The organism is Delftia sp. JD2, assembly GCF_001682645.1.
GTDB lineage: Bacteria > Pseudomonadota > Gammaproteobacteria > Burkholderiales > Burkholderiaceae_C > Comamonas > Comamonas acidovorans.
This window is the reverse complement of the sequence record NZ_LFJT01000029.1, coordinates 24,339-45,136: the sequence shown is the minus strand read 5'-3', so window position 1 is coordinate 45,136 and position 20,798 is coordinate 24,339. Positions and strand designations below refer to the sequence as shown.

The following is a 20,798-nucleotide window of genomic DNA, read 5'->3' as shown; positions in this document are numbered from 1 at the left end:
CTGTAGGAGGCTATGCTGACAGTTTTTGTCAGCAGTGGTGTCAGCAGTGGTGTCAGTGGACCGTGTAGCCCAGTTGCCGCGACCAGCGTTCGATCAGGCCGCTGCGGTGGTCGGGATAGCGTTCCTGCAGATCGGTGACGGAGCGCACGCGGTCGGCGCGGAAATGGCGGAAGTCCTGGCGCAGTTCGCACCAGGCCGCAAGAATGCGCCGCTGATCGAAGAAAGCCATGGCAAAAGGCCAGATCTGGCGCTCGGTCGGCTGGCCCTTCTCATCCGTGTAGTGCAGCAGCACCCGGTGCTGGCGCCGTATCGCCAGGCGCAGCGCGGTCTGCCAGGGCTCGGTCACGGACTCGTGGCAGATGGGCGGCACCAGCAGGCCGCTGGTGTCCACCTCGATGCGCAGTTCCAGCGGCAGCGCGCTGCGTATGCGGTCCAGCGCGGCAGTGGCGGCCTGGGCGAGCTCGGGGTCGGCCTGGCGGCTGGCCCAGCGCGCGCCCAGCAGCAGGGCTTCCAGCTCATCGGGCGTGAACATCAGCGGCGGCAGCAGAAAGCCGGGCCGCATCTCGTAGCCCACGCCCGGGTCGCCCGCAATCGCGGCACCCTGCTCGCGCAGGGTGGCAATGTCGCGGTACAGGGTGCGCAGGCTCACGTCCAGCTGCCGGGCCAGCACCGGCCCGGCCTGGGGCAGGCGCGCGCGGCGCAGCAGGTCAATCAGCTGCAGCAGCCGGGCGGAGCGGCTCATGCCTTCAGCGGCCCATGACGCCGGCCGTGATCTCCAGCGAGCGCAGGCGCAGGTCGCGGTCATACACGTCGCTGACCAGGATCAGCTCGTCGGCCTCGGTGTCGGCCTGCAGCTTCTGCAGGCGCGTGCGCACCTTGTCCGGGCCGCCGATGGAGGCCACGGCCAGGAAGTCGCCGATGGCGCGGCGCTCCTGCTCGCCGAGCTGGGCTGCATAGTTCTCGATGGGGCGCGGCAGCAGTCCGCGCCGGCCCGTGATGATGCCCAGCACTCGCTGGTAGGTGCTGCTGGCCAGGTACTCGGCCTCGTCATCGGTGGGCGCGGCGATCACGGGGGCGCCGACGATCACATAGGGCTTGGCCAGTTGGGCCGACGGCTTGAACAGGCTGCGGTACAGCTGCACGGCCTGGTAGAGCATGCGCGGCGCGAAGTGCGAGGCAAAGGCGTAGGGCAGGCCCAGGTGGGCAGCCAGCTGGGCCGAGAACAGGCTGGAGCCCAGCAGCCAGATCGGCACGTTGGTGCCCGCGCCAGGCGTGGCCACCAGCTTTTGCTCGGGCGTGGCCGGGCCCAGCAGGCGCTGCAGCTCCGTCACGTCGCGGGGAAAGTCTTCCTCGGTCTCGACGCGGTCGCGGCGCAGCGCGCGCATGGTGGCGCCATCGGTGCCTGGCGCACGGCCCAGGCCCAGGTCGATGCGGCCCGGGTACAGCTCGGCCAGCGTGCCGAAGGCTTCGGCGACCACCAGGGGGGCATGGTTGGGCAGCATGATGCCGCCCGAGCCCACGCGGATCTTCGAGGTGCCGCCTGCGATATGGCCGATCAGCACGGCCGTGGCCGAGCTGGCGATGCCGGGCATGTTGTGGTGCTCGGCCAGCCAGTAGCGCTCGAATCCCAGTTCCTCGGCCTTGCGGGCCGTGGCCAGCGCAATGTCCAGGGCCTCGGCGACGGTGCCGCCTTCGCGCACGGCCACGAGGTCGAGCATGGACAGACGGACTTCATTGAATGATGTCATGGCAGGTTCCAACTTCCAGTTCACGGTGGGTGGGGGCGGCGCGGGCCTTGCCGCGCCAGGGCATTCCTGGTGCGCGTTCGCGCACTCAGTTTCTTCTGGACATTTCCCGCGCGCAGGTGATGCCCAGCACCACGCACCAGACCAGGGGGAGGATGGCAGCCGCCAGATGGTTCTCGCCCTGCTGGATGGCCAGCCAGGACAGCGGCAGCGCCACCAGCGCCGACAGGCGGATGACGCGGCGCAGCTGGCTGGTGGACAGCCGGGACTTGAACCACCACAGGGCGATGTAGCTGATCAGGCTCAGCGTGGCGACCCACAGGAACAGGTCGCCGCCATAGGGAGCGCTCCAGGCGCGTAGGGATTCCAACATGCCGACCATTGTGGCAAACGGGGATGCCCCGTGCTGCGCAGGGTCGGGCGTGGCCGCCTGCGCCTAGTCGCGCGTGACGCGCAGCACTTCCTCGGGCGTGGTGATGCCCTCGCGCACCAGCCGCTCGCCATCGTCGCGCATCAGGCGCATGCCCGAGGCCAGCGCGGTGTCGCGGATCTCGGCCTCGCTGGCCTGGCGGTGGATCTGCGCGCGGATGGTGTCGTCCACCACCAGCATCTCGAAGATGCCGGTGCGCCCCCGGTAGCCGCTGGGCTCGGTGGTGTCGATCTTGCGCACCAGGCGCTGTGCCAGCACGCCCAGCAGGGAGGACGACAGCAGGAACGGCTCCACGCCCATGTCGATCAGGCGGGTGACGGCGCTGGATGCATCGTTGGTGTGCAGCGTGGCCAGCACCAGGTGGCCCGTCAGCGAGGCCTGGATGGCGATCTGCGCGGTCTCGAAGTCGCGGATTTCGCCGATCATGATCACGTCCGGGTCCTGGCGCAGGATGGCGCGCAGGGCCTTGGCGAAGGTCAGCTCGATCTTGGCGTTCACCTGCGTCTGCCCCACGCCGGCCAGCTCGTACTCGATGGGGTCTTCCACCGTCATGATGTTGCTGTGGCTGGCGTCCATGCGCGACAGCGCCGCGTACAGCGTGGTGGTCTTGCCCGAGCCCGTGGGGCCAGTGACCAGCACGATGCCGTGGGGCTGGGCCGTCATGTGGGTGAACCGCCTCAGCGTCTCGCCCTGCATGCCCACGGCCTCCAGGCTGAGCTTGCTCTCGCTCTTGTCCAGCAGGCGCAGCACGGCGCGCTCGCCATGGGCGCTGGGCAGGGTGGAGACGCGCACGTCGATGGCGCGCGTGCCCAGGCGCAGGCTGATGCGGCCGTCCTGGGGCAGCCGCTTTTCGGCGATGTCCAGGTCGGCCATGATTTTCAGGCGCGAGATCAGCGCCGCGTGCAGGGCCCGGTTGGGCTGCACGACCTCGCGCAGGTCGCCGTCCACGCGAAAGCGCACGCTGGAGTGGCGCTCATAGGGCTCGATGTGGATGTCGCTGGCGCCGTCGCGCGCGGCCTGCGTGAGCAGGGCGTTGAGCATGCGGATGATGGGCGCGTCGTCCGCAGTCTCCAGCAAGTCCTCGACGGCGGGCAGCTCCTGCATCATGCGCGAGAGGTCGGCGTCGGACTCGACCTCGCTGACCACCAGGGCCGCGCTGGACTCGCCCTGCGAATAGGCGGCGCTGATGCGGTGCGCCAGCGTGCCCGCATCCAGCATCTGCCAGCGCTGCACCGCATGCTTGCGCTGGACTTCGGACAGTGCCTGCCAGTCGGGCGAGGGGCCGTGCCAGAGCAGGGGCTCGTGGCCGTCGTCCTCGATCAGCAGCTGGCTGGTGCGCGCAAACGAATAGGGCAGGGGATAACGCATGGGGCCTTCCTGCCTCAGAGCGCGCCGGGGGCTGCCGGCACGGCGGGAGCGGCGGGCTGCGGCTGGGTGAAGTCGATCAGCTCGGGCTTGGCGCCCGGCACGTTGACGATGGCGGCCGGATTGGTGAACGAGCCGGGGTCCGGCTGCGGCGTCAGCGTGGGCAGCACGGGCGCGGCGTTGACCGAGCGCAGCAGGGCGCTGGGCTCGGGCTGCAGGCTCTGTTGCTGCGCGCGAATGGCTTCGTAGCGCTCGGAAGAGACCTGATTGGTCGCAGTCGCATCGCGCATCACCACGGGGCGCAGGAAGACCATCAGGTTGGTCTTGTTGCGCTTGCGGTTGGTGTTGCGGAACAGGTTGCCGACCACGGGGATGTCGCCCAGCAGAGGCACCCGGTCCTCGGCCTGGGAGTAGTTGTCGTCGATCAGGCCGCCGAGCACGACGATGTTGCCGTCCTCGACCAGCACGTTGGACTCGATGGAGCGCTTGTTGGTGGTCAGGCCGTTGGTGTCCTTGCGCGTGGACTCGTCCACCGAGGAGACCTCCTGGAACACGGCCAGCTTCACCGTGCCGTTCTCGTTGATCTGCGGGCGCACGCGCAGCATCAGACCCACGTCCTTGCGCTCCACCGTGGTGAACGGGTTGACCGTGCCGCCCGTGGAGTTGCTGGCGTAGGAGCCCGTGACCATGGGCACGTTCTGGCCCACGATGATGCGCGCCTCCTCGTTGTCCAGCGTCATCAGGTTGGGCGTGGACAGGATGTTGGCGTCACCGCTGTTTTGCAGGAAGTTGGCCAGGAAGCCCAGAGTGTCCTTGCCGTTGACGCGCTGCGTGAAGCCGAGGTTGGTGCCCCTCAGGCTGGTCAGCGTGTCGCCCGTGATGGCACTGCCGTCGAGGCCTCCATCCTTGACCAGGCCGAGCAGGTTCAGGATGTTGGCGCCCGCCACATTGGAGTTCGTGCCCAGGGTGCCGATCACGCGGCCGTTGTTGCTGAGCATGGCCTGCCACTGGATGCCGAACTGGGCCAGCCGGTTGTCCTTGATTTCGACGATCAGGCTTTCGATCAGCACCTGGGCGCGGCGGCCGTCGAGCTTGTCGATCACGGCACGCAGTTGGCGATAGACGGGCGGCGGGGCCGTGATGATCAGCGAGTTGGTCGAAGGATCGGCCTGGATCATGCCGCCCGTGGAGGGTTGCTGGGCCACGCCCAGCGCGCCGCCCCCGCCGCTGCCCAGGCCCGAGGACGAGCCCATGCCCATGGATGCCGTGCCGCTGGAGTCGCGCGAGACCACGGGCTGCGAGGTGGGAATGGAGGACATGCCGCCACCCTGCGGCGTGGTGCCGCCCGCACCGGGCTGGCCGCTGGCCGTGCCCGCAGCCGTGGCCTGGGCGCCTATGGCTGCGCGCAAGGTGGCTGCCAGCGCCACGGCGTCGGCGTTCTTCAGATAGACCACATGGATGTTGCCCTGGTCGCCGCCGCCGTTCATGGCGGGCTGGTCCAGCCGCGCGATCAGCGAGCGCACCTGCGCCAGGCGTGCGGGGTTGGCCGCGCGCAGCACGATGGAGTTGCTGCGCGGCTCGGCCATCAGCGAGGTCTTGAAGGCGTTGTCGCTCTGGCCCGGAATATTGGCGCCGCCGGCGGTCACGGTGAGGCCGCCGGGGCTGGCCGTGCCGCCTTCGATCAGGCGCGAGACCAGGGCCACCATGTCGGTGGCCACGGCATGGCGCAGCGGGATGATTTCGACATCGGTGGCGTTGGACACATCCATGGTCGCCACGATGCGCGAGATGCGCTGCAGGTTGTCAGCGTAGTCGGTGATGACCAGCGAGTTGTTGCCCGGGTTGACGTTGATGGTGTTGTTGGGGCTGATCAGCGGGCGCAGCACGGGAACCAGGTTGGCCGCGTTCTCGTAGTTGAGCTTGAAGATCTGGGTGACGATCTGGCTGCCCGCGCTGCTGCGGCTCGCGCCCACGGCCACTTCGCTGGCCTGCAGCTTGGCGTCGGCTTCAGGGATGACCTTGTACAGGCCGGCCGATTCGACAATGGTGAAGCCCTGCAGGCGCAGCGCGGCCAGGAACTGCTGGTAGGCGGTGGCAGGCGGCACGGGCCTGTCGGTCAGCAGCGTGATCTGGCCCTTGACGCGCGGATCGACCACCACGTTGCGATTGGTGATGGCGCCGATGGCGCGCGAGACGGCCTCGATGTCGGCGCCCGAGAAATTCAGTGTCACAGGCTCGCCGGGGCGCAGGCTGGGCGTGGTGCCGGCCGGTGCATTGGTCTGCTGGGCCTGGGCGGTGCCAGCGGTGCAGGCCAGCATGGCGCTGACGGCCAGCGTGTGCAGGGTGTTGCGCCAGAACGGGGTCGTGTGCTGCTGAGTCATGGATCAACCAAAGGAAATGATGGACCGGGGCCCCTGGCGCCGTCCCAGAATGTTGAGCAGGTTGGACAGCGCGGTTTCGCGCTCCGGGCTGGCCGAGGCCTCGCCCTGGAAATGCAGCCGCTGGCCCACCCATTGGCCCTGGCCGCTCAGGCGCAGGTCGCCGGTCAGGGTACTGAGCTGCAGCTGCGGACTGTCGCCCCCGAGGATGTCCAGCCGGTAGCTGCCCAGCGGGCGCAGCGGTGACAGGCGTGAGGATACGGCCAGCGCCTCCAGGCGCGTGCTGCCTTCGCTGCGCCAGCGGCCCGATTGCCACAGCAGCTGCAGTTGCAGGGCCTGCGTGGCCAGCCGCAGCTGGCCTTGCAGGTCCACCGTGTTCCATGGCGTGCCCAGACCGGACAGCAGGGAGGCGGGCCAGCGCGTGTCGCTGTCATGCACCACGGCGCTCAGGCCCTGCCAGCGGGGCAGCAGGTCCAGCACCACGGGCGTGGGTGTGCAGCATTCGCTGCGCAGTTGTATGCGGGCTCCGTCCAGGCGCGGGCGCAGCGTCCATTCCAGCCGTGTGGGCAGGGCCGTGCGGTCGCGGCTGCCGGCGCCTCCGGTGAAGACCAGGGAGGCCGAGCCATTCCACAGCGTGCCGCGCGGCTGCTGCAGCAGCACCTGGCCCTGCGTGGCCGAATCCACGCCGCGCGCCAGCCAGGCGGCGGGCGCCCAGACGACGGTGGTGGCCACCAGGCCGCACAGGGCACCGGCCAGCGCCCAGCCGCGCGGTGCGCGCAGGGCCGGCTGGGAGCGGGGCTTGCGTTGCATGCTCAAGGCGTCCGCGACGGATCGACGGGCAGGTCCAGCACCAGGCTGCCATCCCAGCGCACGGCATCGGCAGCGCCTGCGCCTGCTGCGCCGGAGGCGGCGGCAGTGCTTGCAAATGCACTGCGGGCCAGCTTCATCTCTGCCGGAACGGCGTGGGTGTTGCTGCGGACCTGGGCCAGCCAGCGCGCCAGCGCGGCGGCGGGTGCGGCCTTGAGCGTGATCTGTGCGCGGTCGCCCATCCAGTTCAATTGGGCGGAGGCGCCCAGTTCGGCGGACAGCGAGCTTTGCAGCAGCGCCTTGGCATCGCCGACCACAGGGCGTGCGTTGCCGCGCAACTGCTCGGCCTCGGCCTGCAACAGCTGCATCTGGCGCAACTGGCGGTCGGCCTGGGCATGGCGTTCGGGCGCGGTGCGCAGGCTGTGCAGGGCGGGGGCCAGGGCTACCCACCACAGCAGGGCCAGTGCCACCACGCCACCGGCCAGCAGGGTCATGTTCTGTTCACGCGGCGCCAGGGCATTCCAGCGCGCACGCAGGGGTGCCAGGCTTTGGCGGGATGCACGCATGTTCATGGCCGGGCCTCCTGGGCAAGCAGCAGGTCGGCGCCGTCACGCTGCAGTCGCAGGCCGCTGCCGGCCAGATGTTGTTGTGCCTGCTCCAGTGCCTCGGCCTCCAGCGAGACGCCCTTGAGGCGCAACTGCCGGTCCTGGTAGTCCATGGCCTGGGGCAACTGTCCAGCGGGCAGGGCCCGGGATGCGGCGGCCAGCAGGGGCTCCAGGTCGCCCTGCGTCAGCGCGCCGGCGGTCTGGCGCAGTGTGGCGACTTCGCGCTGCATTTGAACGGGCGCGTCGACGATGACGGGCACGCGGGGGAAGCTGGTGGCCAGCGTGGAGCGCACCTGGACCTGCTTGGCCGCGATGGCGCGGTTCTCGGTCCAGGCCCAGGCATTGAGGCCCACTACCTGGGCCAGCAGGGCGAGCACGGCGCCCCAGCGCGCGGCCTTCCATTGCGGCGCGCGCAGAAAGCTTTGCCAGCCGTCGAGCATGCGCCGCCGTGTGCGGCTGCCGCCGCCCAGATCCAGGTCGAACTGGGCCAGATCCCAGCTTTGTGCGCGGGCCGCCAGGCCGCGCTGGGCGTCCGTCAGCAGGCTGACTGGGCGCTGCAGGGCCTCGGCGGCGCGGGCCAGCGCCGGGTCGGCCTGGATCGGGGTGTCGGGGGGCAGGGCCTGAAGCAGGGCGGCCAGCATGGCGGGGTCGGCACTGTCGGTGCGCAGCGGCAGGCAGGCCAGCGAGTCCATGCCCTGCGGGGCGGTGCTCAGGCCGGTGGCCAGCAGCCAGGCCGATTCGGGTGAGCCCACGGCCCAGAGCTGGGGCGTGGCCTGGGGCGGACATTCCGGCACGATGCGGCCCACGGGCCGCCCTGCGGATTCCAGGGCCTGAAGGTGGGCATGGAGCCAGGCCTTGTTGCAGGCGGCAACCCAGCAGGGCTCGCCTGCGCGTGCCTGCGGCTGCAGGGCCAGGTGCAATTGGGAGGGCTCGTCGAGCAGGCGCTCTTCCAGCAGCCCGTCGAGCACGGCGCGCAGGCGCACATGTCCGCGCCGGCTTCCCGTAGGCACGCCATGGGGGAGGCTGACCAGATGCCAGGACAAGGCCTGGTGCGGCACCACGGCAACCGTCTGGCCGGTGCGGCCAGGATCGGGCAGCAGGCCTGCGGCAGCGTGGCCATGCCGGTCGGCGCGCAGGCCGTCACTGCTGAGTGCGTAGGCGTATTCGCCAGCGGGGCCCGCAGGCAGATGAAGAATCAAGGTGCTCATGGGCGGAAGCGGGCATTGTAGGGGGCGAGTGTGACAGCCATCTGTCATGGCGCGGGAGCTTCGGGCAATCCCCAGTCCCCCCTCTCACGCCAGATGGTAGTGACTGTCATGTTGTTGCGACGCAACATGGAGCGTTCGCTGGCCACGATCTCGCCCAGGCGCATGCGGCCACGCGCCTCGAAGAAGCTGGTGGCCACCGACAGGTTCTGTCCTTCGAATTTCTGCGGCAGGCCCAGCGCGTTGGAGGCATCGGCCAGGCTGCGCAGCGGGCGCGATGCGCGCAGCTGCACCAGCTGGCTGGCCTGGGACCAGGTCAGGTCCTCCACGCTGGCCCAGATGACTTCGGCGCTGGCGGTGTTGAGGTTGACGGGCGTGTTCTCGGGCAGCAGGGTGATGTAGGGCTCCAGGCGCGCGACGACCTCGGGCGGCAGGCCCAGCCAGCCGAACTGGCCCAGCGTGCGCGGCATCAGGAACTGCGCGCCCTCGCCAGGGGTGGCGGCTGCGCGCAGGGCCTGGACGATCTGCGTGGCATAGGCAGGGGGCAGATTCAGGCGTTCCAGCAGGCGGGACAGCGGGCGCAGGGTTTCGGGCTTGTCGGGGGCGCTCAGCAGGTTGCGCAGGTTCAGGCGCGACTGCAGGTCGATGATCTGGCCCGAGAGAAAGGCGTCCTGCATGTCGGCCATGCCGTCATCGACCTGGCTGACGTTGTTCTGCGCCGCCAGGAAGGTGGACAGGCGCGCCTCCTGCAGCGGCACGGCCCAGGGTTCGGCCAGATGGTCCACCTGCAGGCTGGTGCGCGCATCCTCGGCCAGCACCACGCGCGACCAGTCCAGCGCACCCAGCAGGATCCAGGCGGCCTGCATGCGGTTGCGCTCGGCGGTCTCGACCTCCACGCTGCGCCACTGCTGCCACAGCGCGGTGGCGGCGAACGTGGCCACCAGGGTCACCGTGAGCATGGCGGCCAGCAGAGCCACGCCACGGTGGCGGCGGCGGCCGGGCAGGGGGCGGGGTGTGCGCATCATGATCGGCTGTTGGAGCGCAAGGGGTTGACCCAGTCCATGGTGACGCGGCCAGGAATGGCGCTGTCGGGCGGCAGGGTCAGTTCGACGCGGATGCCGTCAGGAATCGTGGGCAGCTGTGCGCTGCTGTTGGTGCCGCCGGATGGTGGATTGGGCGTGCCCGTGCCGTTGTCCGAGCCGCTGGACTGCGGATTGCTCCAGGCGTTGTCGCGGTAGTAGTACAGGCGCCATTGGTCCAGGGGCATCAGCACGGTTTCGCGCCGGCGCTGGTCGTCCGAAGGGTTGCGCCCCCATTGCGATCCCTGGTTCCAGGCATCGCGCCACTGTGCGCGCGTGCGCAGCGGCGGCGACTGCCAGCGCAGCCACTGGTCGCGTCCGGCCGTCTGGCGGCGCGCCCAGGCGACGACCACGGCGCCGTCGTCCACGGCGGCGCTGCTCTTGCGGGTCATGCGCAGCACCTGGCCGTCCCAGTCGATGACCTGCGTGTTTTCAAGCGGCATCAGCGCTTCGAGGTCGGCATTCCATTGGGAGATGACGGTCTGCAGCACCATCTGCTGCTCGTTGCGGGCACGAATGGTCTCCTGCGAGCGCACCATGCTGTCCAGCCCGCGCCAGCTCACCAAGGCCAGAAGGGCCATGACGGCGATGGCCACCATCAGCTCCACCAGGGTGAAGCCGTGCGTGCGGGAGGGGTGGCGCAAGCGCATTCAGAAGCGTCCCACGATGGTGGATACGCGCAGCACGGGGTGCTCTGCCGTGACCACCAGGGCATCGACACGGCGGAAGCTGGGATTGGGTGTGGGCCGCACGCTGAGCCGGACCTGCAGTTGCCGGCCGCCCTGCTCGCAAGTCAGGCTGTTGTCGCCCACGGGCGGCATCTGGCGTGACAGGCGCATGCGCACCAGCTCGTTTTGCGCGCACAGCTGGGCCAGCAGCACCTCGGACTGGCGCTCGGCATTGAGTGTCAGGGCCGATGTGGCCTGCAGACCGGCCATGAGCGCAATGCCCACGATGCCCAGGGCCACCAGCACCTCGATCAGCGTGAAGCCGCGTGCCGGGCGCCTGGGGGCACCGTGCTTTCGGCGCGTTCCGTGGAGGGCTGTCATGGCAGGGACTGCACGGCAAAGGGGCGCAGTCCATCCGTGGCCACGCGCAGCGGCGGGCTGGTGGAGTCGCGCAGCGTCAGCGTGACGGACTGGGGCGGAATCAGCGGCTCGGGGCCCAGCACCAGCGGCGTGGCCGGCTGCGCCTGCACACCGGGCTGCAGCCATTGGGAAGGCAATTGCGCGCTGGCCGGCAGTCCCTCGAAGCGAAAGCCCTGCGGCATGGGCCGCCAGCGCACGGGCACGCCGTTGGCACGGGCCTGGGCGCGGGCCGACTCCAGCAGCGCGGCCAGGCGTTCGGCCTCGCGCTCCAGCTGTGCCTGTCCGCTGTCGCGCAGCGACAGGCTCACGCCTGCGGCGGCAATCGCCATGATGCTGATGACGACCATCAGCTCCAGCAGGGTGAAGCCGCGCGAAGGGGTGGACAGGGAGGAGGGAGCGGTCTGGCGGGGCATGAGAGCAGGCAGGCCCGCCGGGAGTGCGGGCCTGTGGTGCGGTGCGGCGCGGCCCCTGCGGGCCGTCGCCCGGGCCATCGACTTATTGCCAGCTGCCGATGTCGGCATCCTTGCCCTCTCCGCCGGCCTGGCCGTCGGCGCCAAAGGACATGATGTCGATGGGGCCCTTGATGCCAGGATTCAGGTACTGGTAGGGGCGGCCCCAGGGATCGTTGGGCAGCTTTTCCAGGTAGGGCTTCCAGTTGTTGGGCAGCGGCCCGCTCGTGGGGCGGACGATCAGGGCCTGCAGGCCCTGCTCCGCCGTGGGGTAGCGCTGGTTGTCCAGGCGATAGAGCTTGAGCGCCTGGGAGATGTTGGTGATGTCGGTGCGTGCAGCCGTGACGCGGGCATCGTCGGCGCGGTCCAGCACATTGGGCACGATCAGGGCCGCCAGCACGCCGATGATGACCAGGACCACCATCAGCTCGATCAGCGTGAAGCCGCGCTGGACGGCAGTGCGCAGGGCAGGCAACGGACGGCGGGGAAGGCTGGTCATGGAACGGTGCAGCAAATTGGACATATCGCTCCATCATAATCGCGCGATGGTGACACTTTCATTGAACCGCGGCCAGGCCCGGACCTGGCATGTCAAGGCGGCCACATTCGTGCTCTGGCTGCTGGCTGCCGGCGTCGTGGCTTTCTGGGCCATGCGCCTGGGCAATGGCGGCGCGGGAGCGCCCGTGCCACCCGCGCCCGCTGAGCCCTTGCAGGTCGATGCGCCCGCGCTGGCGCAGGCCCTGGGAGGCGTGGCGGCCGCGCAGGGCGCCGTCGCCCCCGCTGCAGCGCCTGTGGTCTCGCGCTATGCGCTGGTCGGTGTGCTGGCCGGGCGCGACAGCGGCGGCGGCGCGGCGGTCATCGCCGTGGGCAACCAGCCGGCAAAGCCCTTCCGCGTGGGGCGCGCCGTGGAGGACGGCGTGGTGCTGCAGTCGGTGTCGGGCCGCGAGGCGCGCCTGGGGCCCAGGGTCGATGGCCCGGCTTCCATCACGCTGCAGATTCCCCTGCCCGACAAGCGCTGATTCCGGTCAGCGCGGCAACGGCAGGTCCAGCGCCAGCCAGCCGCCAAAGTCAGGCGCGGGCAGCGTCCATTGGGCCGCCTGGGGCAGGGCGCTGCCTTCGCGCATCAGCCATTGCACGCAGCGCGCCACGCCGGCATGGGTGATCCAGACGGTGTCGCGTGCGGCGCCATCGCCCACCGAACCCCTGCTCGTCTGCTGCAAGGCCTCATCCACCCTGCGCAGCATGGTCGCCAGGGACTCTCCCCGGTCCGGCGCGTGCCCGGCAAGGTCTGCCGCCCAGGCATCGATGGCGCTGCGGTCCAGCGCATCCCAGGGCTGGCCTTCCCACTCGCCGAAATCCATCTCCAGCAGGCGGCTGTCCACTGCCGATGCCAGGCCGGGCCGCAGTGCCTGCAGGGCCCGGGCCAATTGACGGCATCGGCGCAGGGGCGAATGCACCAGCAGGCAATCCGCAGGCAGGGCGAGATGCAGGGCCTGCGCCGCATCGGCCGTGGCCTGGGCGTCGGCTTGCATGTCGAGTCGGCCATAGCAGATGCCGGGCGCCACCAGGGGGCGGGCATGGCGTACCAGCCAAAGGCGTGGTGCCGGGTTGGTGCAGGCGCAGTTCATGGCACGCGCACCAGTACGGCGGCAGCCCCCAGCAGCATGGCCAGTTCACAGACCTGCTGGGCAGCGCCCAGGCAATCCCCCGTCATGCCGCCCAGCCGGCGGCGCAGCCAGCGCACCATGGCGGCCGTGGCCAGGGCTCCGGGCAGAACCAGGCCGATGACCAGCGGCAGGCCCGCCAGCCAGCCTGTCAGCGCCAGGGCGGGCAGGCACCAGAGGGTTGCCGCGACCAGGCCCCTGGCAGCCAATGGCCGACCCGCGGCGTGCAAGGCCTTGGAGTGGGCGGCCTGGCCCACATAGGGAAGGCATTGCATGAGGGCCAGCGGCGCCATGCGCGACAGCACATGGATGCTGCACAGCAGCAAGGCCGCCCATTGCACGCGGATGTCGACCAGCAGCGCGACCAGGGATAGCTTGGCCAGCAGCGTCATCACCAGCGCCATGGCGCCGTAGGCTCCCAGGCGCGAATCCTTCATGATTTCCAGCGCGCGCTCGGGCGGGACAAAGCCGCCCAGGCCGTCGGCCACATCGGCCAATCCGTCTTCGTGCAGTCCCCCGGTCAGCCACAGCGTGGCCACGGTGGAAAGAACGGCGGCAACCAGCGGCATCCAGGGGCTGGGCGCCAGCAGCCAGCCCGTTGCCATCAGGCACGCTGCGCCCCATGCGCCCACCAGCCAGCCGATGCCGGGCAGATGGGCAACGCTGGCGTGCTGCAGCTGGGGGCTCCAGCCAGCCCAGGCGGCCAGCCGCCCCGTGACCGGGATGCGGCTGAAGAACTGGACGGCCAGGACAAAGTGGCGAAGCGGCTGCATGGGCGTGTCAGTGCCGGCCAGCCAGGTCCGTCACTTGAGGAAAAGCTGGTAGGCCGGGTTGGCGGTTTCCTCGACCCAGGGGTAGCCAAGATTGCTCAGGAAGGCGTCGAATTTCTTGCCGTCCTTGGCGGGCACCTGCATGCCGACCAGGATGCGGCCGTAGTCGGCGCCCTGGTTGCGGTAGTGGAACAGCGAGATGTTCCAGGTCGGCGCCATCAGGCTGAGGAACTTGAACAGTGCGCCGGGGCGTTCGGGGAAGACGAAGCGCAGCAGGCGCTCTTCCTGCGCCAGCGGCGAATGGCCGCCGACCATGTGGCGCAGATGCTCCTTGGCCATGTCGTCGAAGGTCAGGTCCAGCGCCTCGAAGCCCTGCTTCTCGAAGTTCCTGGCGATCTTCTCGGACTCGCCGCGTGCCGCCGTGGTCAGGCCCACGAAGACGTGGGCCTTGTTCTCGTGGCTGATGCGGTAGTTGAATTCGGTCACGTTGCGCGGGCCGCCGGGCAGCTTGCCCACGGCTTCGCAAAAGCGCTTGAAGCTGCCGCGTTCCTCTGGGATGGTTACGGCGAACAGGGCCTCGCGCTCCTCGCCCACCTCGGCCCGCTCGGCCACGAAGCGCAGCCGGTCGAAGTTCATGTTGGCGCCGCACAGGATGGCGGCATAGGTCTCGCCCTTGGTCTTGTGCTTGGCAACGTACTGCTTGATGGCCGCCACGGCCAGGGCGCCGGACGGCTCGACGATGGAGCGCGTGTCCACGAAGATGTCCTTGATCGCGGCGCAGACGGCATCGGTATCGACCACCACGTAGTCGTCCACCAGGCCCTGGGCGATGCGGAAGGTCTCCTCGCCCACCAGCTTGACGGCCGTGCCGTCGGCGAACAGGCCCACGTCGGCCAGTTCCACGCGGTGGCCGGCGCGCACGGACTGCAGCATGGCGTCCGAATCCTTGGTGTGCACGCCGATCACCTTCACGTCGGGGCGCACGGCCTTGATGTAGTTGGCCACGCCCGAGATCAGGCCGCCGCCGCCGATGGCGACAAAGACCGCGTCCAGGCGCGGGCTGCCCAGCTTTTGCAGCTGGCTCAGCATTTCCATGGCAATCGTGCCCTGGCCGGCGATCACGTAGGGATCGTCGAAGGGGTGCACAAAGGTCAGGCCCTTTTCCTTTTGCAGCTTGACGGCGTGCTTGTAGGCGTCGGAATAGCTTTCACCGGCCAGTTCCACCTCGCCGCCCAGCGCCTGCACCGCATCGATCTTGACCTGGGGCGTGGTGGTCGGCATCACGATCACGGCACGGCAGCCGAGCTTGCGTGCGCCCAGGGCCACGCCTTGCGCATGGTTGCCGGCCGAGGCGCATATCACGCCCTTTTCCAGCTGCTCGGCCGACAGGTGCGCCATCTTGTTATAGGCGCCGCGCAGTTTGAAGCTGAACACCGGCTGCTGGTCCTCGCGCTTGAGCAGCACCTTGTTGTGCAGGCGGCGGCTCAGCGCCTTGGCGGGCTCCAGGTCCGACTCCACGGCCACGTCATAAACGCGCGCGGTAAGGATCTTGGTCAGGTAGTCGGCAGGGGTCAGGGGGTGGTTCATCGTCGGCGAAAGGCTGGAGAGCAGCAGGCCGGGAGGCGGCCCGTCGGTGTCAGGCGGCCATCATAGGCGCTTGTGAATCATGCTGCAGTGCAGCGTCCTGCACAGGCCGGGAGCGACGAAACCAAAAAAAAGCCCCAGGCTGTAAAGCCGGGGGCTGAATCCACCAATAGAGGAGGTGGAGGAGACAACTGGTGCGATGCAGAGCGAAGTTGGTTCACAATCTGCAGTCCATCTGGAGGGGTGTCCGGGTTAACCCTTCAGATAACGCTTGGGTGCATTGTATGCACGACAGGTGCTGCGTTGCAACAAAATCAGGGTTTTTGTGTAGTTGATGCAAAATAGCAACAGTTTTTTGAGGACGCAACAATGGAATGCACAGTGAGTTGGACAGGCGGCACGACCGGCATGCGCTCGGGCATGGGCTTCGTGGCGGAAACGGGCAGCGGCCACGTGGTCAATATGGATGGGGCGCCGGATGCGGCCAACCCCGCCAATGGAGGGCAGAACCAGGCACCCCGCCCCATGGAGATGCTGCTGGCCGGCGCCGGTGGCTGCACGGCCTATGACGTGGTGCTGATCCTCAAGCGCGGCAGGCATGCCGTCAAAGGCTGCAGCGTCAAGCTCACCTCGGAGCGCGCCGATGCGGACCCCAAGGTGTTCACCAAGATCCACATGCAGTTCACCGTCAGCGGTACGGGTCTGCCCACGGGTGCGGTGGAACGTGCCATCGCCATGAGCCATGACAAATACTGCTCGGCCACCATCATGCTGGGCAAGACGGCCGAGATCACCACGGGATTCGACATCGTCGAGGCCTGATGCCGTCGATGGCCGGGCTTGCGCCTCGGCGCGGCCCTCCTGAAATGAAGAAAGCGGGCAAGGCCCGCTTTTTTTGGATGGAATGCTGTTTCAGATGTTTCTGAAGGTTCAGATGCGGTGGGCGGTTGTCGTCATCACCTTGGCTGCCAGGCGCATCAAGGCGCGGGCGGGGGGCGGCAATTGCAGGGCGCCAGCTTCGCGCGCAGCGGCGGCATGGCGTTCCTCGTCATACTTCATGCGGGCCACCACGGCCAGTGAGGCGCGGTCTTCCTCGGGCAACAGGCCCAGATGGCTTTCCAGATGGGCGGACACCTGCTCCTCCGTCTCCACTACAAACCCCAGGCTGGCCGCGTCGCTGATCTTGGCCGCCACCACGCCAATGGCGAAGGCGCCGGCAAACCACAGCGGGTTCAGCAGGCTGGGCCGGTCGCCCAGGGCGTTGAGCCGGTCGCGGGTCCATGCGAGGTGGTCGGTCTCCTCGCGCGCCGCCTCCAGCAGGTGCTCGCGCAGCACCATGTCGCGCGTCACCATGGCCTGGGCGTTGTACAGCGCCTGGGCGCAGACCTCTCCGACGTGATTGACGCGCATCAAGGCGCCCGACAGCCGACGCTGTGCCTCGGTCAGCTCTCCCTCCGCGATGCCGGCGGCCGGGGAGCGTTCGGCGGCGGAAGGCTGTGCAAACAGGGTGCGAAGCGCCGCATCGGCGGCAGTCAGTATCTTGTCCATGGGCGGTCCCTAGAGCGGAAAATCTTGGCAAATTCAGGGTCTGAACGGTACACCAGGACGCCATGCCCTCTCTTTGTGCAAGCGCAACAAGGCCGGCGCGATGTTCGGGTTGGGCCTGATTGTGTTGGCTTGCAGGTTTGTTGCGGCAGTGCAACGAAAAACGGGGGGTAATGCCCGTTTGTGGGTGAATTTCTTTGCATGGGCAGCGGTGGTCTGGTGCAATAGGCCCTAACTTCCCCACCAGGAGGTTGGCGCGGGAAACCGGTGGAGCATCAGGCCAAGCCTCTCTTCCTCACGACCGGCGCCCTTCTAAACCTTGGAGTAACTCGTAATGAAAAAATCTCTGATTGCCCTGGCAGTGCTGGCTGCTTCCGGCGCCGCAATGGCTCAATCCTCCGTGACCCTGTTCGGTATCGTCGACACTGGCGTTGCCTACGTGAACAAGGACGCAGCTGGCGACAGCCGTTACGGCCTGGGCACCAGCGGCGCTTCCACGAGCCGTCTGGGCCTGCGCGGCACGGAAGACCTGGGTGGTGGTCTGAAGGCTGGCTTCTGGCTGGAAGGCGAAATCTTCGGTGACGATGGCAACGCCAGCGGCTTCAACTTCAAGCGTCGTTCCACCGTGAGCCTGTCGGGCAACTTCGGTGAAGTGCGCCTGGGCCGTGACCAAGTCCCGACCTTCCAAAAGCTGACCTCCTACGACCTGTTCAGCGCCACCGGTATCGGCCAATTCATGGGCTTCCGTAACTGGGCAGCTGGCCAAGGCGCCGACGACAACGGCATCCGCGCTAACAACCTGATCTCGTACTACACCCCCAACTTCGGCGGTTTCAACGCCGGCTTTGGCTACGCTTTCGACGAAAAGCAAACCATCGGTACTGCTGACAGCGTCGGCCGTTACATCGGCGGTTACGTTGCATACGACAACGGCCCCCTGAGCGCCAGCCTGGGCCTGGCCCAGCAAAAGACTGCCGTTGGCGGCCTGGCTACCGACCGTGACGAAATCACCCTGGGTGCTTCGTACAACTTCGGCGTTGCCAAGCTGAGCGGCCTGCTGCAACAGACCAAGTTCAAGCGTGACATCGGCGGCGACATCAAGACCAACTCCTACATGCTGGGTGCTTCGGCTCCCGTCGGCGGCGTGGGCGAAGTCAAGCTGCAATACGCTCTGTACGACCAAAAGGCCATCGACTCCAAGGCTCACCAGATCACTCTGGGCTACGTCCACAACCTGTCCAAGCGCACCGCTCTGTACGGCAACCTGGCGTTCCTGAAGAACAAGGATCTGTCGACCCTGGGCCTGCAAGCCAAGGGCGTGTACGCTGGTGGCGTGCAAGCTGGCGAAAGCCAGACTGGCGTGCAAGTCGGCATCCGCCACGCTTTCTAATGAACGGCTGGCGTAAGCCAGTTGCCATTTGAAGCAAAAAAGAGCCAGTCTTCGGACTGGCTCTTTTGTTTTGTGCTAGGGAAAGACCTGTGTTGTGCTTGTGCCAACGGTGACGAGGCGGGAAAAGCGTTTCTAGAATGAAATTTCCACCAACCAATCGTTAACAAGAGAGAGACAACACAATGAATTCTTCATTCGTGAAAAAGAGCGTGGCACTGGCGGTGTTGGCAGCAACGGCACCCTTGGCAGCATTCGCCCAGCAAAGCAGCGTGCAGCTGTACGGCATCGTCGATGCCGGCGTGCGCCACACCACCAATGAAGGCCCGACCAAGAGCGGCAAGACCCAGATGATCGGCGGCGGCATGTCGCAAAGCCGCTGGGGCATCAACATCACCGAGGATCTGGGCGGCGGTCTGGCAGCCATTGCCAACCTGGAAGCCCGTTTCCTCACCGACACCGGCGAGCAGGCTGCAGCCAGCTACTTCCAGCAATCCTGGGTGGGCCTGCGCAGCAAGAGCTTTGGCCAGGTCACCCTGGGCCGCCAGTACAACATGCTGTTCGACCTGGTGACCTCCACCTATGCCTCCTTCCCGTACTCGCCGTACATGGAGGCCTACAAGCCTGAAATCGGCATGTCCATGGGCGCGCGCGCCAGCAACATGGTCAAGTACCTGGCCGAGTTCGGCCCCGTGCGCGGCGCCCTGCAGTATTCGTTCGACGAGAACAACACCTTCGACAAGGTCGGCACCGGCGTGGCCCCTGGTGGCGCCATCAAGACGGCCGGCGGCTATCTGCGTTATTCGCAAAGCGGCATCTCCGCAGGCGCCGGCTACCTGGGCACCACGCTGCCGGCCGGCACCAAGGTCGATGCCTATACCCTGGGCGGCTCGTACCGTGTGGGCCCCTGGTACGTCAACCTGGGCTACGGCCTGAACAAGCGCAAGGACGCGTTCCCGGCGGCAACCGCAGGCGGTGGATTCGACCAGGCCATCCTCAACTCCTTCTGGACAGGCTCGTCCAACGGCGGCTTCGTGGCCGGCGACGCCAACAAGCGCCAGATGTACAAGATGGGCTTCGGCTACCAGATCACGCCCCAGATCAATGTGGGCGCGCATTACTACCATGCCAAGCAGTCGGGCTCGGGCACGGGTAATTTCAATGGCAAGGCAGACTTCCTGGTGGCGGTGGTCGACTACGCCTTCTCCAAGCGTACCGATGCCTATGTGGCCCTGGACCACACCAAGACCAGCGGTGGCTCGGGCGTGATGCTGGACGCCAATGGCGCTACCAAGCGCACGGGCTTCACCGTCGGCCTGCGCCATCGCTTCTGAGCACGCGGCGTCTGCGCAACGAATGGCCTCCTTCGGGAGGCCTTTTTGCTTCCTGTCGATGGGCTGACGGTGGGCGGGCGCGATTTCCTGCGTTAAGGTAATGCGCAGGCCAACGAAGCGAAAGAACCAAGGCTATGGAAGCCACTCGATACAAGGCAGGCGGTCGGGCCTTTGCCCAGATCGCCCAGTACCACCCGGAGCTGACGGCGCTGCGCCGCGAGCTGCATGCGCATCCGGAACTGGGATTCGAGGAGCGCTTCACGGCGGCGCGCGTCAAGGAGGCCTTGCGCCAGTGCGGTGTGGACGAGATCCATGAAGGCCTGGGCACCACGGGCCTGGTGGCCGTGATCCGCGGGCAGGGCCACAGTTCGGGTGCCATGGTGGGCCTGCGTGCCGACATGGACGCACTGCCCATGGTCGAGCACAACGAATTTCCCTGGAAGTCCGGCAAGCAGGGGCTGATGCACGGCTGCGGGCATGACGGCCATACGACCATGCTGGTGGGCGCCGCCCGCTACCTGGCAGCGACGCGGCGCTTCGACGGCTCGGCCGTGCTGGTCTTTCAGCCTGCCGAGGAAGGGCGCGGCGGCGCGCGGGCCATGATTGCCGATGGTCTTTTCGACCGTTTTCCGATGCAGGCCGTGTACGCCATGCACAACTGGCCCGCCATGCGTGCGGGCACGGTGGGCATCAACATGGGCGCGATGATGGCGGCTGCCGACCGCATCACCATCGAGATCACGGGGCGCGGCGGCCATGGTGCGCATCCCTACCAGACGGTGGACGTGGTGCTGGCGGCCGCGCACATCACCACGGCGGTGCAGAGCATCGTCTCGCGCAATGTGCGCGCCATCGACAGTGCCGTCATCAGCCTGTGCGCCGTGCATGCCGGGGACCTGGGTGCCTTCAGCGTGATGCCGGGCACGGCAACGCTGGTGGGAACCGTGCGGACCTTCGACCCCGCCGTGCAGGACCGTGTCGAGCAGCGCCTGCAGGAGTTGTGCAGCGCGGTGGCGCTGGGGCTGGGTGCCACGGCCAAGGTCAACTACGAGCGCATCTATCCCGCCACCATCAACTCCCCCACGGAGGCTGCCTTTGCTGCTGATGTGGCCCAGTCGCTGGTGGGGGTGGAGAACCTGGACCGGCAGCTGGAACCCAGCATGGGGGCCGAGGACTTTTCGTTCATGCTGCAGCACAAGCCCGGTGCCTACCTGCGCCTGGGGCAATCCACGGGCGCCCAGCCCGGGGTGCCGCTGCACAGCAGCCGGTATGACTTCAACGACGAAGTGCTGCCGCTGGGCGCTGCCCTGCACGCCAGCCTGATCGAGCAGGCCATGCCGCTGCATTCGCAGGACGTCTAGCG

22 protein-coding genes are annotated in these 20,798 nt (G+C 67.9%); 5 read left to right on the top strand and 17 right to left on the bottom strand.

All coding sequences use genetic code 11. From position 1 onward, the window contains the following. Positions 1–52 precede the first annotated feature (52 nt). From ACM14_RS16825 to gspG, 13 genes are all read right to left on the bottom strand, one after another. The gene (locus ACM14_RS16825) at positions 53–742 is read right to left on the bottom strand and encodes a YafY family protein (protein ID WP_065346791.1); all 690 of its coding nucleotides are present in this window, start codon (positions 740–742) and stop codon (positions 53–55) included. A 4-nt stretch (positions 743–746) separates the two neighbouring features. Beyond that, positions 747–1,748 (bottom strand): LLM class flavin-dependent oxidoreductase, encoded by a 1,002-nt coding sequence (locus ACM14_RS16820; RefSeq protein WP_065346790.1) that lies wholly within the window; start codon positions 1,746–1,748, stop codon positions 747–749. A gap of 85 nt (positions 1,749–1,833) precedes the next feature. Next, a complete protein-coding gene (locus ACM14_RS16815; protein WP_223275171.1) occupies positions 1,834–2,118 on the bottom strand; it encodes a hypothetical protein in 285 nt (94 codons plus the stop codon). Positions 2,119–2,181: 63 nt separating this feature from the next. Further along, positions 2,182–3,543: a GspE/PulE family protein gene (locus tag ACM14_RS16810; RefSeq protein ID WP_013800651.1), complete on the bottom strand. Its 1,362-nt coding sequence runs from the start codon at positions 3,541–3,543 to the stop codon at positions 2,182–2,184. A 14-nt stretch (positions 3,544–3,557) separates the two neighbouring features. Continuing rightward, positions 3,558–5,921 (bottom strand): type II secretion system secretin GspD, encoded by a 2,364-nt coding sequence (gene gspD / locus ACM14_RS16805; protein WP_065346789.1) that lies wholly within the window; start codon positions 5,919–5,921, stop codon positions 3,558–3,560. A gap of 3 nt (positions 5,922–5,924) precedes the next feature. Beyond that, positions 5,925–6,728: a type II secretion system protein N gene (gene gspN, locus ACM14_RS16800; RefSeq protein ID WP_065346788.1), complete on the bottom strand. Its 804-nt coding sequence runs from the start codon at positions 6,726–6,728 to the stop codon at positions 5,925–5,927. Positions 6,729–6,730: 2 nt separating this feature from the next. After that, positions 6,731–7,297: a type II secretion system protein GspM gene (gene gspM, locus ACM14_RS16795; protein WP_065346787.1), complete on the bottom strand. Its 567-nt coding sequence runs from the start codon at positions 7,295–7,297 to the stop codon at positions 6,731–6,733. After that, on the bottom strand, positions 7,294–8,538 hold the full coding sequence (gene gspL, locus ACM14_RS16790) for a type II secretion system protein GspL (protein WP_013800654.1): 1,245 nt from the start codon (positions 8,536–8,538) through the stop codon (positions 7,294–7,296). Before gspL ends, gspM begins: the two co-directional genes overlap by 4 nt. Positions 8,539–8,582: 44 nt before the next feature. Continuing rightward, positions 8,583–9,560, bottom strand: coding sequence for a type II secretion system minor pseudopilin GspK (gspK, locus tag ACM14_RS16785; protein WP_065346786.1), 978 nt, complete (start codon positions 9,558–9,560; stop codon positions 8,583–8,585). Then, positions 9,557–10,264 (bottom strand): prepilin-type N-terminal cleavage/methylation domain-containing protein, encoded by a 708-nt coding sequence (locus tag ACM14_RS16780; RefSeq protein WP_065346785.1) that lies wholly within the window; start codon positions 10,262–10,264, stop codon positions 9,557–9,559. The genes gspK and ACM14_RS16780 overlap by 4 nt, the downstream gene beginning before the upstream one ends. Further along, positions 10,265–10,663 (bottom strand): type II secretion system minor pseudopilin GspI, encoded by a 399-nt coding sequence (gspI, locus tag ACM14_RS16775; protein ID WP_065346784.1) that lies wholly within the window; start codon positions 10,661–10,663, stop codon positions 10,265–10,267. It lies immediately after the preceding gene. Next, positions 10,660–11,115: a GspH/FimT family pseudopilin gene (locus ACM14_RS16770; protein WP_034397088.1), complete on the bottom strand. Its 456-nt coding sequence runs from the start codon at positions 11,113–11,115 to the stop codon at positions 10,660–10,662. Before ACM14_RS16770 ends, gspI begins: the two co-directional genes overlap by 4 nt. Positions 11,116–11,197: 82 nt before the next feature. Further along, complete coding sequence (gene gspG, locus ACM14_RS16765) at positions 11,198–11,650, bottom strand: type II secretion system major pseudopilin GspG (protein WP_170961998.1); 453 nt, start codon at positions 11,648–11,650, stop codon at positions 11,198–11,200. Between the two features lie 46 nt (positions 11,651–11,696). Between gspG and ACM14_RS16760 the strand changes: the two genes are divergently transcribed. Continuing rightward, positions 11,697–12,170, top strand: coding sequence for a type II secretion system protein N (locus tag ACM14_RS16760; protein ID WP_034397087.1), 474 nt, complete (start codon positions 11,697–11,699; stop codon positions 12,168–12,170). Positions 12,171–12,176: 6 nt separating this feature from the next. Here the strand turns inward: ACM14_RS16760 and ACM14_RS16755 are convergent, their stop codons facing one another. The 3 genes from ACM14_RS16755 to ilvA are packed head-to-tail and all read right to left on the bottom strand — an operon-like array spanning position 12,177 to position 15,172. Beyond that, a complete protein-coding gene (locus ACM14_RS16755; protein ID WP_065346783.1) occupies positions 12,177–12,779 on the bottom strand; it encodes a histidine phosphatase family protein in 603 nt (200 codons plus the stop codon). Beyond that, positions 12,776–13,588 carry an adenosylcobinamide-GDP ribazoletransferase gene (locus ACM14_RS16750; protein ID WP_065346782.1) on the bottom strand — a complete coding sequence of 271 codons (813 nt, stop codon included), beginning with the start codon at positions 13,586–13,588 and terminating at the stop codon, positions 12,776–12,778. Before ACM14_RS16750 ends, ACM14_RS16755 begins: the two co-directional genes overlap by 4 nt. 30 nt (positions 13,589–13,618) lie before the next feature. Next, entirely contained in the window at positions 13,619–15,172 is a 1,554-nt protein-coding gene (gene ilvA, locus ACM14_RS16745; protein ID WP_013800662.1) for a threonine ammonia-lyase, biosynthetic, read from the bottom strand. Positions 15,173–15,538: 366 nt separating this feature from the next. Between ilvA and ACM14_RS16740 the strand changes: the two genes are divergently transcribed. Further along, on the top strand, positions 15,539–15,991 hold the full coding sequence (locus tag ACM14_RS16740; RefSeq protein WP_012207481.1) for an OsmC family protein: 453 nt from the start codon (positions 15,539–15,541) through the stop codon (positions 15,989–15,991). A 108-nt stretch (positions 15,992–16,099) separates the two neighbouring features. Here the strand turns inward: ACM14_RS16740 and coq7 are convergent, their stop codons facing one another. After that, positions 16,100–16,717 carry a 2-polyprenyl-3-methyl-6-methoxy-1,4-benzoquinone monooxygenase gene (gene coq7 / locus ACM14_RS16735; RefSeq protein ID WP_065346781.1) on the bottom strand — a complete coding sequence of 206 codons (618 nt, stop codon included), beginning with the start codon at positions 16,715–16,717 and terminating at the stop codon, positions 16,100–16,102. A 331-nt stretch (positions 16,718–17,048) separates the two neighbouring features. On the opposite strand from coq7, the gene ACM14_RS16730 reads away from it, so the two are divergent. The 3 genes from ACM14_RS16730 (at position 17,049) to ACM14_RS16720 (ending at position 20,796) form a co-directional block, all read left to right on the top strand. Further along, positions 17,049–18,104, top strand: a complete 1,056-nt coding sequence (locus ACM14_RS16730; protein ID WP_013800663.1) for a porin — start codon at positions 17,049–17,051, stop codon at positions 18,102–18,104. Positions 18,105–18,286: 182 nt separating this feature from the next. Continuing rightward, positions 18,287–19,435, top strand: coding sequence for a porin (locus ACM14_RS16725; RefSeq protein WP_013800664.1), 1,149 nt, complete (start codon positions 18,287–18,289; stop codon positions 19,433–19,435). A 134-nt stretch (positions 19,436–19,569) separates the two neighbouring features. Further along, the gene (locus ACM14_RS16720; protein WP_065346780.1) at positions 19,570–20,796 is read left to right on the top strand and encodes a M20 aminoacylase family protein; all 1,227 of its coding nucleotides are present in this window, start codon (positions 19,570–19,572) and stop codon (positions 20,794–20,796) included. Positions 20,797–20,798 lie beyond the last annotated feature (2 nt).